This window comes from Vibrio sp. BS-M-Sm-2 (assembly GCF_041504345.1).
Taxonomy (GTDB): Bacteria; Pseudomonadota; Gammaproteobacteria; order Enterobacterales; family Vibrionaceae; genus Vibrio; species Vibrio satsumensis.
On the sequence record NZ_CP167894.1, the window covers coordinates 937,092 to 951,156 of the forward strand.

The window sequence follows — 14,065 nt, forward strand, 5'->3', positions numbered from 1 at the left end:
CGACCCTTTTTTATTGCCTAAACCACTGACCTACTTCAATTTAAGCTTACAACTGTAGCCTGCAAGGTCAATATATGACTACAAGTGTACGCTCAAACTTCGCAACACAGCCGAAACATTTAGATTATTTCTCTAATAATTAAACACATTTACTCATTAAATCCCTAAAACACTGTTTTATTCGAATTTCATTTTTAAAGTAATGACTCTAAAAGTAGAATCACGCCACTAAATACTTATGATTCAGCGAACATAATAATGAAAATGAATAAGACTCTTCTATCTGCTGCAGTGGCAGTTGGACTACTTTCGACTTCTACCGTGACTCAAGCGGCAGGTTTTCAACTAGCAGAATACTCAGCAACAGGCCTAGGCCGTGCATACGCTGGTGAAGCAGCAATGGCTGACGGTGCTGATGCACAATGGCGTAACCCAGCAATGCTGACTTACCTAGAAGGTACCCAGGTTTCTGTTGGCGCTATCTATGTTGACCCAAACATTGATATCGACGGTACTTCTACGTCTATGATGGGCAAAACGACTTCATCAAATTCTAGTGATTTTGCACACAGTGCAGTGATCCCAAACTTTTATGTTTCTCATAAGTACAACGAAAAGTTTGCTTTAGGTTTCGCTGCGGGTACTAACTACGGGATGGAAACAGACCTAGGTAAAGACTTTGGTGGCGCTAACCATGGTAACGAAGCAAGTGTTACGACAATGGAGCTAAACCTAAACGCTGCATACCAAGTACTTGAAAGCGTATCTATTGGTGGTGGTATTCGTTACATTATGGCTGAAGGTAGCTTTGGTGCGGTATCTACAGCTAACTCTCTAGTTCCTATGCCTCAAGGTACAGCTTTAAAATACATGGAAGGTGATGACACAGCATGGGGTTGGCAAGTGGGTACAGCTTGGCAGATCAATGAAAACAACCGCCTTGGTTTTACCTACAAGTCAGAAGTAGATCTAACGCTTGAAGGTCACGCAAATGGTGTCGCTTTTGATGCTGTTGCTGGCGCTTTGGGTACTCCAGTCAAGTCAAAATACAACGGTTCAATGCAACTTGCATTGCCAGCTACCGCCGAGCTTGCAAGCTTCCATCAACTATCAGATAAGGTCGCTGTACATGCGAGCGTTAACTGGACTAACTGGAGCAGCTTTAAAGAACTAGTAGCTGACATCCCTGAATTCGGTCCTGCTCGAACTCAAGATATCAAGCAAGAGAACTGGGAAGACAACTACCGCTTTGCGATCGGTACAACTTATCAAATGACACCTAAACTGGCTCTACGTTCTGGTATCGCCTACGACACTTCAGCGGTAAGCGAAGAACACCGTACTGCGACTATTCCAGAAACAGACCGCACTTGGTTAAGTATTGGTGCTGGCTACCAATGGTCTGAGCAACTAACACTAGACGCCGGTTTCACTTACATCCTAGCGAAAGACGCAAAAATGGTTGAAGATGACGCAAGTTCTGCTCCATTTGGTGGTGACTTCGAAGGTGAAGTAACTGGTAGCATTTGGTTAGTGGGTATCCAAGCTAACTACCGTTTCTAATCTATTTGACTTAATCTAAAGTCATAAGCATTAAAAAGGCTCGATGTTGTTATCAACATCGAGCCTTTCTTTTATCGATAGTCTAAATCTTATTTCTAGTAATCTTCTAGATAACCATCGATGAAGTCTTCTTCTTCAAGGTCGACCTCTTCAGGTTCAATCTCGGCTTTGAAATCACGACGTTGAATGTAAACATCACGCGTCAATGCATATGGATCAGGAGAATTATCCAACAGCGCTTCTTGTGACACCAACTGAGCACGTGTTTCCATACCTTCGAAAGCCCACTTGCCTAAGCTTGCCCAAAAGTTCAAGAACGATAGAGGCACATACAAACCATCGACGGTTTCAGTCACTTCACGCGTCGTTACCGGGCCGTAACCTGGCACCATAAAGTACGGTCCATTCCCTACTCCGTAATGACCAATCGCATCAGAGAACGACTTGTCGTCGTACTTGGTGATCCCTGCTTCGCTGGCAATATCGATTAAGCCTAACAGACCAAAAGTTGAGTTAATCCAAAAACGATTGAAATGGTCGAGTGCTTTTTCACCATTTCCCATAAGGAGGTTGTTCACCATGCTTGATGGTTCGTCTAAGTTGGCTAGAAAATTGGAAATACCAGATCGCACTGGTACAGGAGTGTAGTCAACATAAGCGAGGGAAACAGGGCGAACCAAATAAGGATCTAGATATTCGTAGTTGATATCCCACATCGCTCGGTTGAAGCCTTCAAAAGGATCATTGGGGTGGGATTCTTCTACGTATTCTGAGGTTTCGAAATTATCATCGACACGACTCTCTTCCGGAGCACTAGAACAGCCCACCGTTAAACTTGCGATAAAAAGTAAACTCGAGAGTCTTAAAATACTGGCAGACATATCACCTTTTCCATAAGGAATTCAAATAATAAAAAAGGCCAGCAATCGCTGGCCTCAATTGGTTGCGTAAGTCTATACCGTTTATTGCAAAATCGGAATAGCTAACGCCTATGCAAAATGATGATTAATATTGCTTATTGATATCGATAGTTACTGGAGCACCCAGTTCAACCACTTCGCTCTCACCGTACCAATCACCATCGCGAGTTGAAACGTTACCATCTGTATCAAGCCTAGCTCTAACCATCAGAGTTTCAAGACTAGACAACTTCTGTCCTTCCATCATGCTGTTGCCATCATCAAGCACAACTGTACGAGGAAAAGTTCCTAGTGGGTAACGAGCTGCTGCGATAGGCATTGGCGAACCATCAGCTCTGTGTACTGACACGATCAACACTGAGTTAGGAGCAGCATTAACATCACCAGACAGATCAAGTGTTACAGCAACGCTCTTACCTTGGTCGACACCCATAGCGTCACCCATTTTCTTCTGAGCACTTTCAATACTGCGCGACAACATTTCGTAACGGCTGTCTTGTGGGCCAATCATCTGCTGCATGATGCTCCAGTACTTCACCGCACCTGGGTAGTCTTGACGTTCAAATGCATCAAATGCTAGCAGTGAGAACACACGAAGGTCGACGTAATCGTTTTGAATCAAACGGCTCAAAATCAAACGTGCTTGGTTCTGATCAGCTTCATCAGGTGAAAGCATCAATGCTTGTGCGAAGCCTAACTGAACATCTTCGTTCTTAGGCTCAAGCTTGTACGCTCGTTCCATAGAATCTTTTGCTGTTTCAGCGTCGCGGTTAGCCAAAGCAATACGACCAAGCAGCAACCAACCTGTAGAATCTTTTGGCTGGTAGTGCAGACGAGTACGAAGTGCCAGAGTCAGATCTTCTAGTTCATCGTCTGTTAGCGCGCCACCTTCCGAAGACATTAGCTTTTTAGATAACTCAGGAAGGTTCGAACTCACTTCTTGCCAGTGTTGAACTTTATCCAACGCACCGAACTTGAAGTACATACCGTACGTCACAGCCACAACAAGGATAATCGACGGTACAACCACACCAAGCGTTGAGATTTTAGTCTTCTTCATCTCTTGCTTAGCTGGAACATCATCAAGCAGGGATTGTTTCAAATCAGCGATCAGCTCCTGCTGGTTATCAACAAGACCTTCTTCTGCTTCTACTTCTAGCTCATCTAGACGATCTTTGTAGAATGCTTTGTTCAACTCATCGCGCAGCACATCATCGTTGTTTGCCTTTTTATTAATGAAGGGCAGAACAATTAAGAAAATTGCCGCTAGCGAAAGGATAATGGTAGAAATCCAAAATAGAGTCATTACTTCTTATCTCCGTCGTTCTCTTCATCGAGTAACGCTTTTAAGCGAGCTTCTTTGTCTGCATCCCAGCCTTTATCTGACTCAACTGCTTTCGACTTTGATTTTCTGCTTCGTAAAATGATCAAACCGAAACCAAACACAACTACTGCAAAAGGACCAACCCAAAGGATTGACGTTGCTAGTGTCAGTGGAGGGTTGTAAGTAACAAAGTTACCGTAGCGAGCGATCATGTAATCAATGATATCTTGCTTCGACTTACCGTCTTTTGTCATCTCGTACACTTTCTGGCGCAAGTCGACTGCTAGCTCAGCGTTCGAATCGCCAATCGTGTTGTTCTGACATTTAGGGCAACGCAACGTGTTACTCAGCTCTTTGAACTGCTGTTCTTGATCAACGGTATCAAATTCATGAAACTCGATAGGCGCGGCAGAAACAGTCGCTGAAATAGCAAACGTAGCGAACAGAGTGATCAGGACCTTTTTAATCATTTCGCTTCCTCCAGCAACTCTTGATACATCGGCTCAAGCGTCGATGCCCAGTTGGTTGGATTCACGTCACCAACATGGCGGTAACGAACCACACCGTTAGCATCAATTAAGAACGTCTCAGGAGCACCATACACGCCAAGATCTAGACCTAGCATACCATCGCCATCAAATAAGCTGATTAAGTACGGGTTACCTAGTTCTTTTAGCCAACCAACAGCTTTGTTGCGATCATCTTTGTAGTTCATACCAATGATCTTAACGCCTTGAGCGGCCAATTTATTCAGATAAGAGTGCTCTGCATAACAGGTAGGACACCAAGTAGCCCACACATTAAGCAGCAGAGGTTCGCCTTTGAAGATCGCTTGATCATGAAACTTACCTGGTTGTTCTAAGTCTTCTAGACCGAACTCAGGCACAGGCTTACCAATCAATACTGACTCAAGTTTAGTCGGGTCATCACCCGACTGATTACGAACTAATTGAGTTGCAAAGACTCCAGCTAGAATCATAAAAGCAATCAATGGAATGAATAAAATCTTCTTGTTCATTCGAATTAAGCCCCCTGCTCTTCAGCCGACTTTTTTGTTGGCTTACGGAAACGGTAACGACGGTCACTAATAGCAATAGCACCACCAATCGACATGATCAAAGAACCAGCCCAGATCCAACGTACAAATGGTTTGTAGTAGATACGTACAGCCCAAGATTTGTTGTCGTCTAAACGTTCACCCATTGCGATATAAAGGTCGCGCGTTACGCCACGGTCAATCGCTGCTTCTGTCATCATAGACTTAGCTGTGGTGTAGAAACGTTTTTCAGCGTGAAGCGTGTTGATGTATTTGCCTTCTTTGGTAATTTCAAAGTCAGCAATATAACCATCATAGTTAGGGCCATCTTTGTCACGAACTCCTGTAAACAGGAAGCTGTATTCTTCAAGCTGGTAGCTTTCACCTGGCGCCAAACGTACATCGCGTTCGATGCTGTAGTTTTGCACCATTGCAATACCAATCACTGTCACGGCTAAACCAATGTGACCACACATCATTGCCCAGTGGCTACGAGGCAGCTTGGTTAGACCTTTCAGGAATGTATGACGGTGAGTCGCACGCTCATGCAGCTCAAAGCCATGCATGAAGATGATCCAAAACGCCATTACCCAACCAGCAAAAGCAGTACCGCTGAAGCGGTCAGCCAGTAGAGCAACCATTAGCGCACTCAAGCCAAGTGAGAATGCACCTGAAATCAGCATTGGTTTAACGAGCTTAGACAGGTTGTCACGTTTCCAACGGATCAGTGGACCGATACCAAGTAGGAACGAGAACGGAATCATTAACCAGAAGAACAACATATCAAAGAATGGAGCACCGATTGATACTGAGCCCAAGCCTAACTGTTTGTGAACTAATGGTAGTAGCGTACCTACTAACACAACGACAAGCGCTGCAATCAATAATATGTTGTTACCAAGCAGTGCGTTTTCACGAGAAACCAAATCAAAATTACCGCGAACACGAACCGATGCGCCTTTAACCGCAAACAACAGTAGTGAACCACCAATAACAAAGACTAGGAAACCTAGAATAAACATACCGCGAGCAGGATCCGACGCAAATGCGTGAACCGATACCAAGATGCCCGAACGAACTAAGAATGTACCTAGTAAGCTTAGCGAGAATGCAGAGATAGCCAGTAATACTGTCCAAGCTTTAAATGTGCCACGCTTTTCGGTTACCGCTAGTGAGTGCATCAGTGCAGTACCAGCCAACCAAGGCATGAATGAAGCGTTTTCTACTGGATCCCAGAACCACCAGCCACCCCAGCCAAGTTCGTAGTAAGCCCACCATGAACCTAATGCGATACCTACTGTTAGGAATAACCAAGCTGCGATTGTCCAAGGACGCGACCAACGAGCCCATGCCGTATCAAGACGACCACTCATTAGAGAAGCGATTGCGAAAGAGAACGCAACAGAGAAACCTACATAGCCCATGTAAAGCATTGGCGGGTGAATAATCAAACCCGGGTCTTGCAGTAGTGGGTTCAAGTCACGGCCATCTACAGGGAAGAAAGGCAATGTACGTAGGAACGGGTTAGAGGTTACGATAATGAACAGCAAGAAGCCGACAGTAATCAAACCCATGATAGCCAGTACGCGAGCCACAGACTCTTGAGGCATACCACGGCTGAACGTCGCTACTGCAACCGTCCAACCTGCTTGGATAAGAACCCAAAGCAGTAATGAACCTTCGTGAGCGCCCCAAACCGCCGTGATTCGGTAGTACCAAGGCAGTTGGCTATTCGAATTGCTTGCTACGTATTGAATCGTAAAATCATTGGTGTAGAACGCGTAACACAGGATAAAAAACGAAATCGCTAGGAATCCGAACATTCCCCACGACAACGGTCGTGCACTGTTCATCAATAATGTGTTATTTCGAGCGGCTCCATACAATGGGAGCACGCTTAGCAGCAATGCAAGTCCCAAAGACAGGATCATCGCAAAATGGCCGATCTCGGCTATCATTGAGCATTTCCTTCTTTTTGTTCAGTTGTGTATTGCAAAGGCTCATGAGTCTTCTTCATTGCTTCTGCAACTTCAGAAGGCATGTACTCTTCATCGTGCTTTGCCAACACCTCGAACGCTTCAATTGTCGTCGCATCTTTAAGGACACCCTGAGCAACAATACCTTGGCCTTCACGGAAAAGATCAGGAAGGATGCCATCATATAAAATCGTTACTTTAGGGCCTACATCCGCCAAATCGAAGCTTACACGTAGTGATTCGCTGTCACGGCTTACAGAGCCGACTACAACCATGCCACCAATGCGTAGGCGTTGACCAACTTCAGGTTTTTTACCATCTTTGCCGTTGACCAGTTCAGTTGGTGTGTAGAACAGATCCATGTTCTGGTTAAGTGCATAAACCATCAATCCAATAGTCGCACTGATACCAAAAAAGATTGCTAAGACAATGCCCAGCCTCTTTTTACGTCTTGGGTTCATAGAGTGTTCTCCATATTTTTTGCTGCATCGATACGAGCTTGACGATCAACCTTAGCTTGTACTTCATTTAGTAATTGCTTACCACGACGAACACTTACCACCAGTAAAATGATCATCGCGAGGAATGTGATTCCAAATGCACTCCATACATAAGAGGCGTAGCCTCCCATGGCAAAGAAATCACTCAAAGATTCAAAATACATAATTACCTACCCTACTACGCTTTTTCAGCCGCAAGCTTGCGAACCCATGGACGGTGACTCTCTTTACTGATGATTTCGTTTCTAAAACGAACCATAGTCACAGCACCAAAGAAAAAGGCGAAGCCGAAAATATTAAGAAGAAGCGGCCATAACATGTCACTTGAAATAGAAGGCTTATCGAACTTAGTGATCGTCGCGCCCTGGTGAAGTGTGTTCCACCACTCTACTGAAAAGTGAATGATAGGTAGGTTGATGACACCAACAATAGCCAAAATGCCTGCCGCTTTGGCTGCAGTTTTTTGGTCGTCAAACGCGTGGTGTAGTGCAATCACACCTAAATATAGGAATAGAAGAATCAGCTCTGAGGTCAAACGCGCATCCCAAACCCACCAAGCGCCCCACATTGGTTTACCCCAAACAGCACCAGTTAGCAGCGCGATGAAGGTAAATACCGCACCGATAGGTGCCATAGCCAACGCGGCCATGTCTGATAGTCTTACCTGCCATACCAAGCCGATAAACGCTGCAATCGCCATCGACATATACACGCCCATGGACCAAATCGCAGAAGGTACGTGGATGTAAATGATTCGGAAGCTATCACCTTGTTGGTAATCAGAAGGTGCAAATGCTAGTCCCCACACAGTACCGGCAGATAGACACAATAGCGCTAGGATAGAGAACCATGGCAGAAGTTTACCAGCAAGCTGATAGGAAGTTTCTGCTTTGGCATAGGGATGGAGCCATTTCCACATGTTGTAATCTCACTCTTACTTCATATTGCTTACAGCTATCACAGCTATAATTATTATAATTTATTTGGCTTACTGCCTCTTCCAGTGACTCTATGAGTTTGAAAGTTCCAATTAGTTCACTCTGAACAATCAAAGTGATGGTGAGTGCTTAGTTAATACTCTAATAGCTAGTTAACACTCACTCTTAGTGCTGCACTGATAGCAAATGGGGTGAGCGTCATTGCGCCCATTAGCATTGCCCCTAACACGGCTAGTTGTCCGTTATACGCAACACCTAGTGCTGCCGCATCAATCGCTGATGTAGCAAATATAAGAATTGGGATATACAGCGGCAAAATAAGCAGACTCAACAGCACGCCGCCTTTTTGTAATCCAACCGTCAAAGCCACACCAATAGCACCAATAAAACTTAATGCAGGCGTACCAACCAACAAGGTCAAGACCACCGATAACCAAGTATCGAAATTCAAGGACAGCAGCACCGCTAACAACGGACTGATCAATATTAATGGTAACCCTGTCAATAACCAGTGCGCTATGACCTTGGACAATACTACCAACTGCAACGGGATGGGCATCAGCATCATCTGCTCAAGGGCACCGTCTTGAAAATCATCTCGGAATAGTCGTTCCAAAGAGAGCAATGCAGAAAGTAAAGCAGCAACCCAAACAATACCCGCAGCGATGCGCGCAAGCAGGTTCGGCTCAGGCCCAATACTCAGTGGAAAAAGGGTGATGACAATAATAAAAAACCACAGAGGGTTAAAGATATCGGCTTGGCGACGAAATGCGATCAGCAGCTCACGTCGAATGATCGTTGTCATTGAAGAGATCATATTACTCACCCAACTTTATTTTTCTTAGTTTCGGGCTATCAGCAAACATATCTTGGTGTGTGGTTAGTAACACAATGCCACCGTTATCTGCATGCTCAGAAAAAAGAGACTCTAAAACTTTAACGCCCTGCTTATCGATTGCAGTCAACGGTTCATCTAGAATCCACAACATTTGTTTACTCAACCAAAGACGAGCCAACGCCACACGGCGCTGTTGACCAGCTGAAAGTTGCCCCGCGGGCACGTCTTCCCTACCAGCAAGACCAACCTGGGCCAACGCATGGTAAAGCTCTTCCTTGCTCGTTCCACCACTGTGAATCGATTGATAGAAACTCAAGTTCTCATAGGCACTGAGCTCGCGCTTCACGCCAGTTTGATGACCAAGAAAAAGTAAATTTTGATGATACACATCTCGACTCGTTTCAATGGACTCACCATCCCAACAAATAGTGCCTTCATCACGATCGCCTAGCCCGGTGATAATCCTAAGGAGTGTCGTTTTCCCAGTACCGTTACGACCTTCAACTTGAACCAACTCGCCAGGTTTCAATTGAAAAGACAACGATTCAAACAGAACCCTGTCGTCACGAATAGCAGTTAAATTTGAGACTTCTAGCATAGGTAAATTTAGTCGAGTAATGAGAGGGCTATAGTAGCACACCAACATGGTGACAAAACAGGACTAGGCGTTTTCGATAAGACAAAGTCCGTAAGAAACTGTTACCACCGCATCACAATTTACACATTTTCACCAACAAACTAGATATTGCCGTAGATACAAGTACTTATAAACATCGTTCTATATAGATATAGCAAGCATAAAAAAAGAAGCCGAAGCTTCTTTTAAGAGGTGTACGTGATAAACATCAATTGCTCAATACGCAGTAAGCACTCAATTTAACGACGTCGAGGCAGATCTCTGCGATCGCGAGAGGCATCGGGTTGATCATCGTACGATGAAGGGTTGCTTCTCAACGAAGGGATTTTTTCCTTACCCGCGAGCTTATTCTGTAGAGACATCATTAGCTCAGCTTCCGCTTTAGGTAATTCACACTCTTCGATCAGTTCGTTTATCCCGGCACCAAGCTGAACCATTTTTGTTGCACGCGTATATAAGCGTCCATCGGTGTCAGCATGTTCCAACTCAACAATACGTTCATTCAAGTGCTTTATTAGATCTTGCTGTTCCGTCACTTTCTGGCCAAGGCCAACCACAACAGAGCGAACTTCAAGTAATTGCTTACTCGATTTTTGAAGCTCTTTATCCAAGTTACGAACTTGCAGACGTGATTGATCGAGCTGCTTTTGAATTGCACGTTTTACTTTGCTAATCAAAATCACGATGAATAACGTAAAAACCCCAACACCTGATATCAGAACGACAGGGCTTAAAGGAAGCGCTTCAAACATTACAGGTGAGCCATCTCATCCCATTCGTCTTCGCTTAGTAGTTTGTTTAAATCTACTAGAATAAGCAGCTTGCCATCACGGTTACTTACACCTTGGATAAACTTAGCACTTTCATCAGTACCAACACTTGGCGTTGTGTCGATTTCAGAAGAACGCAGGTAAACCACTTCAGCAACGCTATCGACTAGAATGCCAATTACTTGACGCTCAGATTCAATAACGATAATACGAGTGTTATCTGTGATTTCACCTTGCATCAAGCCAAAGCGAGAACGAGTGTCGATAACAGTAACAACGTTACCACGTAGGTTAATAATACCTAGAACGTAATCTGGAGCACCCGGTACTGGAGCAATTTCGCTGTAACGCAGTACTTCACGCACTTGCATTACGTTGATGCCGTAAGTTTCTTCTTCTAGCTGGAAAGTCACCCATTGAAGTACTTCATCATTGGTTTGCTCTTTTCTTACTTCAACTTCACTCATATGAGACATAGATAATCCTCTTGCCGTCGTTACCGACCACTATTATTAACTTGATGCGTTTACTAGCTTAATGCTTTTACATCTAGCCCTGCGTTTAGCATGGCGATTAATGCTTCAACATGGATCAAAGCACACATTTTTTCTTTTACCATACCAGCGAGCCATGGGCGTTTCCCTGCCATTTCTCGCCAACGTACTTTATCTGTATTAAGTAGCTCGGTGCCTTTTAGCTCGGTGCCCGCAAGGCCCCACAAGCTCTCTCCAAGCATGACTATATATTGATAGTTTTCTTTGTACTCGTCACCTGATAGTTTCTCAGACATCACCCATTTTGCGGTGTCGACCACATCTAGCTGACTATCACGGTTGGTTTGTAAACCCAAATACCAAGCTGGCTTACCAATGATATGACTTAACTCTTCAAGGCGATGGATACCGCCAAGCTCATCAAGTGGTACCGCAAAGGTCACGCCGTTTACATCAAAATACAAAACTTGAAAGTCTTCTGTGCGAACCGTATTTTCCCAAGAGGTAAACTGGTTAGCACCTCCGGCTTGAGTTTCAAGTCCAATAACTGTCTCGACCTCAGGAGCATCAAGTTCAAACTCAACAGCCTTAACTTCTACTTGTTCCGTCTCCTGCGGTTCAGCTTGTAACTCTTCAATTTGCTGCGTTTCAACAGGTGGCTCTGCAGCAATTGATAAATCGGGTTCTGGAAGATTCCAATCTTGAATCTCTGGCTCTTCAAACACTTGAACAGACTCAACCGCGGCCTCAAACATTTGCATGTCTGCTTGCTGGGCGATTTTCTGGGTGTTCAGATCCATCAATTCATCAAGATTTAGCTCGTCAACAACATTGGTCGCCTCTAAACGACTTAGTAGCTTCTGAACATCCTCAAGGTTAGGAACCTCAAACTCAGCCGCGCGTATTTCTGCGTAGCTTGAGTGGTGGCTCGAAAATTGGCGCTCTGGCTCTGGCTCTGGCTCTGGCTCTGGCTCTGGCTCTGGCTCTGGCTCTGGCTCTGGCTCTGGCTCTGGCTCTTCAGGTTGTGATTCGTCGGTAGACTCGTCAACAAAAAAATCGTCAGATTCAAAGCTTTCATCGCCTAACAGCGCAGTAAAGTAATCATCCAGTGCTTGTTCACTCGAGAGACTTGGCTGTGCCAATGTTGATTCTTTATTCGCGCTCATTTATCGCCAACCTTTCGAGATAAATAAGCAACTGTTTATAAGCAAATACACCACGGCTACCTGATGCAAAATGAGATGCTGGCAAGCGTTTTAGACTTGCATCTCGAAACTTAGTATCTATCGGCACAGCAGATGTCCAAACTTGGTTAGGATAATCATCTTTGAGCTGCGTTAATGTTTGCAGTGAGGCTTTGGTTCGCTTGTCGTACATGGTCGGGACAATCGTCACCTTAAACGGTGTTTTGCGAGATTTCTGCATGATGGTCAAAGTGCGAATCATGCGCTCTAAGCCCTTCATCGCCAAAAATTCCGTCTGTACCGGAATCAAAATACGATCACTGGCAGCCAATGCATTCACCATCATCACACCCAGAATTGGCGGACAATCGATTAACACATAGTCGTAGTCATCTTTCAAAGCGGCCAAAGCGCGCTTCAAGATCAACCCCATGCCGCTTCGATTTCCCATTACGCGGTCTAATGTAGCCAAAGACATATGGGCAGGAATAATATCGATACCTTCAACTTCTGTTTGTAAAAGCAAAGGTCTTACTGTCTGCGCATTAAACTCACGCAACTGAAACAGATCAAACAGGCTCGATTCCACCGTATCTGAGTCGTAACCCAGATAGGTGGTCAGTGATGCATGTGGGTCAGTATCAACCAACAGAACACGGTGCCCCTTCAAAGCAAGTAAACCTGCTAGAGTCACGGTCGTGGTCGTTTTACCAACACCACCTTTTTGGTTTGCAACACTCCAAACAATCATTTCGATTTACCTAAGCTAACCCAACTTCAACCAAGATCCTTTCCGCGATGCGGTCTAGAGGTAGGTCTTCAGTAGAAATGCCAGCTTTTGCTACAGCTTGAGGCATACCATATACAACACAACTATCTTCGTCTTGTGCCCAAATCGTCGAGCCCGCAGTTTTCAACATACGCGAACCTTCTCGACCATCTGCGCCCATACCGGTCAGTATCATAGACAACACTTTGTCGCCGTAGATCTTCGCTGCAGAGCCAAATGTGACATCCACACAAGGCTTGTAGTTCATTCGGTCGCCGCCATCGATAATTCTTAGACGTGCAGACCCTGCACGGCCATCTACCATCATCTGTTTACCACCGGGAGCAAGATACGCCACTCCGGGTTTCAACACATCACCGTCTTGCGCTTCACGAACTTCAATCTTACACAAGGTGTTCAATCGACTAGCAAAAGCAGCGGTGAATGTGGCTGGCATATGCTGAACTAACACAATGGGATGTGGGTAGTTAGCAGGGATGCGCGTCAAAATCTTCTGTAGCGCAACAGGACCGCCAGTCGATGTGCCAATGGCAGTTAATTGATACTTTTTGCCCGAGGCTCTGAACTTCGCAGCGGTTGCTGCAGCAGGTCTAGCGGCTGGAGCAGCATTAGAAACCGGTTGACGCAATGGCGTAGATGTTGAAGTCGTTGCTGTCGCTCTCGGTGCAATAGGAGCACGACGCATAAACGCACGCTTTGCAGCAATCTGAATCACACGCTGTTGAAGCAATGCAACCGCATCGTCGCGGTTACGTGCGATGTCTTCAAACTTCTTAGGTAAGAAATCTAGAGCACCTGCATCTAGCGCATCTAACGTTGCTCTCGCTCCATCATGCGTTAACGATGAAAACATCAAAATAGGCGTTGGAGACGCGGCCATGATTTCACGAACAGCTGTGATGCCGTCCATGACAGGCATTTCAATGTCCATCGTGATTACGTCAGGTCTTAGCTGTTTCGCTTTCTCAACGGCTTCTTTACCGTTTACTGCTACATCAATGACTTCTAGGCGAGCCTCTGAGTTGATGATCTCGCTAACGCGACGACGAAAAAAACTCGAATCATCAACGACTAATACTTTAATCGCCATATTTA

The 14,065-nt window shown here is 45.0% G+C and carries 16 protein-coding genes; 1 reads left to right on the plus strand and 15 read right to left on the minus strand.

The genetic code is table 11. The annotated features are described in order from the left end of the window. Positions 1-258: 258 nt before the first annotated feature. The gene (locus AB8613_RS04135; protein WP_372384542.1) at positions 259-1,563 is read left to right on the plus strand and encodes an outer membrane protein transport protein; all 1,305 of its coding nucleotides are present in this window, start codon (positions 259-261) and stop codon (positions 1,561-1,563) included. A 95-nt stretch (positions 1,564-1,658) separates the two neighbouring features. Here AB8613_RS04135 and AB8613_RS04140 read toward each other — a convergent pair whose 3' ends face one another. The 15 genes from AB8613_RS04140 to AB8613_RS04210 form a co-directional block, all read right to left on the minus strand. Next, positions 1,659-2,444, minus strand: coding sequence for a VacJ family lipoprotein (locus AB8613_RS04140; RefSeq protein WP_372384543.1), 786 nt, complete (start codon positions 2,442-2,444; stop codon positions 1,659-1,661). A 124-nt stretch (positions 2,445-2,568) separates the two neighbouring features. Continuing rightward, positions 2,569-3,789 (minus strand): c-type cytochrome biogenesis protein CcmI, encoded by a 1,221-nt coding sequence (ccmI, locus tag AB8613_RS04145; RefSeq protein ID WP_372384544.1) that lies wholly within the window; start codon positions 3,787-3,789, stop codon positions 2,569-2,571. Next, positions 3,789-4,277 carry a cytochrome c-type biogenesis protein gene (locus tag AB8613_RS04150; protein WP_086712359.1) on the minus strand — a complete coding sequence of 163 codons (489 nt, stop codon included), beginning with the start codon at positions 4,275-4,277 and terminating at the stop codon, positions 3,789-3,791. Before AB8613_RS04150 ends, ccmI begins: the two co-directional genes overlap by 1 nt. After that, complete coding sequence (locus AB8613_RS04155) at positions 4,274-4,825, minus strand: DsbE family thiol:disulfide interchange protein (RefSeq protein WP_086712360.1); 552 nt, start codon at positions 4,823-4,825, stop codon at positions 4,274-4,276. Before AB8613_RS04155 ends, AB8613_RS04150 begins: the two co-directional genes overlap by 4 nt. Positions 4,826-4,830: 5 nt before the next feature. Next, the gene (locus AB8613_RS04160) at positions 4,831-6,801 is read right to left on the minus strand and encodes a heme lyase CcmF/NrfE family subunit (protein WP_146491684.1); all 1,971 of its coding nucleotides are present in this window, start codon (positions 6,799-6,801) and stop codon (positions 4,831-4,833) included. Next, entirely contained in the window at positions 6,798-7,280 is a 483-nt protein-coding gene (gene ccmE / locus AB8613_RS04165) for a cytochrome c maturation protein CcmE (protein WP_061019578.1), read from the minus strand. The genes AB8613_RS04160 and ccmE overlap by 4 nt, the downstream gene beginning before the upstream one ends. Then, on the minus strand, positions 7,277-7,483 hold the full coding sequence (gene ccmD / locus AB8613_RS04170; protein ID WP_060983676.1) for a heme exporter protein CcmD: 207 nt from the start codon (positions 7,481-7,483) through the stop codon (positions 7,277-7,279). Before ccmD ends, ccmE begins: the two co-directional genes overlap by 4 nt. A 14-nt stretch (positions 7,484-7,497) precedes the next feature. Further along, positions 7,498-8,238: a heme ABC transporter permease gene (locus tag AB8613_RS04175; protein ID WP_060983677.1), complete on the minus strand. Its 741-nt coding sequence runs from the start codon at positions 8,236-8,238 to the stop codon at positions 7,498-7,500. A gap of 167 nt (positions 8,239-8,405) precedes the next feature. Continuing rightward, a complete protein-coding gene (ccmB, locus tag AB8613_RS04180) occupies positions 8,406-9,074 on the minus strand; it encodes a heme exporter protein CcmB (protein WP_060983678.1) in 669 nt (222 codons plus the stop codon). Position 9,075: 1 nt separating this feature from the next. Further along, positions 9,076-9,693 carry a cytochrome c biogenesis heme-transporting ATPase CcmA gene (gene ccmA, locus AB8613_RS04185; RefSeq protein WP_060983699.1) on the minus strand — a complete coding sequence of 206 codons (618 nt, stop codon included), beginning with the start codon at positions 9,691-9,693 and terminating at the stop codon, positions 9,076-9,078. Between the two features lie 278 nt (positions 9,694-9,971). Beyond that, complete coding sequence (locus AB8613_RS04190; protein ID WP_285953357.1) at positions 9,972-10,484, minus strand: DUF2802 domain-containing protein; 513 nt, start codon at positions 10,482-10,484, stop codon at positions 9,972-9,974. Next, positions 10,484-10,978, minus strand: a complete 495-nt coding sequence (locus AB8613_RS04195) for a chemotaxis protein CheW (RefSeq protein ID WP_017064109.1) — start codon at positions 10,976-10,978, stop codon at positions 10,484-10,486. The genes AB8613_RS04190 and AB8613_RS04195 overlap by 1 nt, the downstream gene beginning before the upstream one ends. 53 nt (positions 10,979-11,031) lie before the next feature. Then, on the minus strand, positions 11,032-12,162 hold the full coding sequence (locus AB8613_RS04200; protein WP_372384545.1) for a chemotaxis protein CheW: 1,131 nt from the start codon (positions 12,160-12,162) through the stop codon (positions 11,032-11,034). Further along, complete coding sequence (locus AB8613_RS04205; protein WP_017064111.1) at positions 12,149-12,931, minus strand: ParA family protein; 783 nt, start codon at positions 12,929-12,931, stop codon at positions 12,149-12,151. The genes AB8613_RS04200 and AB8613_RS04205 overlap by 14 nt, the downstream gene beginning before the upstream one ends. 10 nt (positions 12,932-12,941) lie before the next feature. Continuing rightward, positions 12,942-14,060, minus strand: coding sequence for a chemotaxis response regulator protein-glutamate methylesterase (locus AB8613_RS04210; protein WP_285953359.1), 1,119 nt, complete (start codon positions 14,058-14,060; stop codon positions 12,942-12,944). Positions 14,061-14,065 lie beyond the last annotated feature (5 nt).

Coding starts and splice junctions, on each gene's coding strand:
- AB8613_RS04135 (WP_372384542.1), top strand. CDS start 259: ATGAAAATGAATAAGACTCTTCTATCTGCTGCAGTGGCAGTTGGACTA.
- AB8613_RS04140 (WP_372384543.1), bottom strand. CDS start 2,444: ATGTCTGCCAGTATTTTAAGACTCTCGAGTTTACTTTTTATCGCAAGT.
- ccmI (WP_372384544.1), bottom strand. CDS start 3,789: ATGACTCTATTTTGGATTTCTACCATTATCCTTTCGCTAGCGGCAATT.
- AB8613_RS04150 (WP_086712359.1), bottom strand. CDS start 4,277: ATGATTAAAAAGGTCCTGATCACTCTGTTCGCTACGTTTGCTATTTCA.
- AB8613_RS04155 (WP_086712360.1), bottom strand. CDS start 4,825: ATGAACAAGAAGATTTTATTCATTCCATTGATTGCTTTTATGATTCTA.
- AB8613_RS04160 (WP_146491684.1), bottom strand. CDS start 6,801: ATGATAGCCGAGATCGGCCATTTTGCGATGATCCTGTCTTTGGGACTT.
- ccmE (WP_061019578.1), bottom strand. CDS start 7,280: ATGAACCCAAGACGTAAAAAGAGGCTGGGCATTGTCTTAGCAATCTTT.
- ccmD (WP_060983676.1), bottom strand. CDS start 7,483: ATGTATTTTGAATCTTTGAGTGATTTCTTTGCCATGGGAGGCTACGCC.
- AB8613_RS04175 (WP_060983677.1), bottom strand. CDS start 8,238: ATGTGGAAATGGCTCCATCCCTATGCCAAAGCAGAAACTTCCTATCAG.
- ccmB (WP_060983678.1), bottom strand. CDS start 9,074: ATGATCTCTTCAATGACAACGATCATTCGACGTGAGCTGCTGATCGCA.
- ccmA (WP_060983699.1), bottom strand. CDS start 9,693: ATGCTAGAAGTCTCAAATTTAACTGCTATTCGTGACGACAGGGTTCTG.
- AB8613_RS04190 (WP_285953357.1), bottom strand. CDS start 10,484: ATGTTTGAAGCGCTTCCTTTAAGCCCTGTCGTTCTGATATCAGGTGTT.
- AB8613_RS04195 (WP_017064109.1), bottom strand. CDS start 10,978: ATGTCTCATATGAGTGAAGTTGAAGTAAGAAAAGAGCAAACCAATGAT.
- AB8613_RS04200 (WP_372384545.1), bottom strand. CDS start 12,162: ATGAGCGCGAATAAAGAATCAACATTGGCACAGCCAAGTCTCTCGAGT.
- AB8613_RS04205 (WP_017064111.1), bottom strand. CDS start 12,931: ATGATTGTTTGGAGTGTTGCAAACCAAAAAGGTGGTGTTGGTAAAACG.
- AB8613_RS04210 (WP_285953359.1), bottom strand. CDS start 14,060: ATGGCGATTAAAGTATTAGTCGTTGATGATTCGAGTTTTTTTCGTCGT.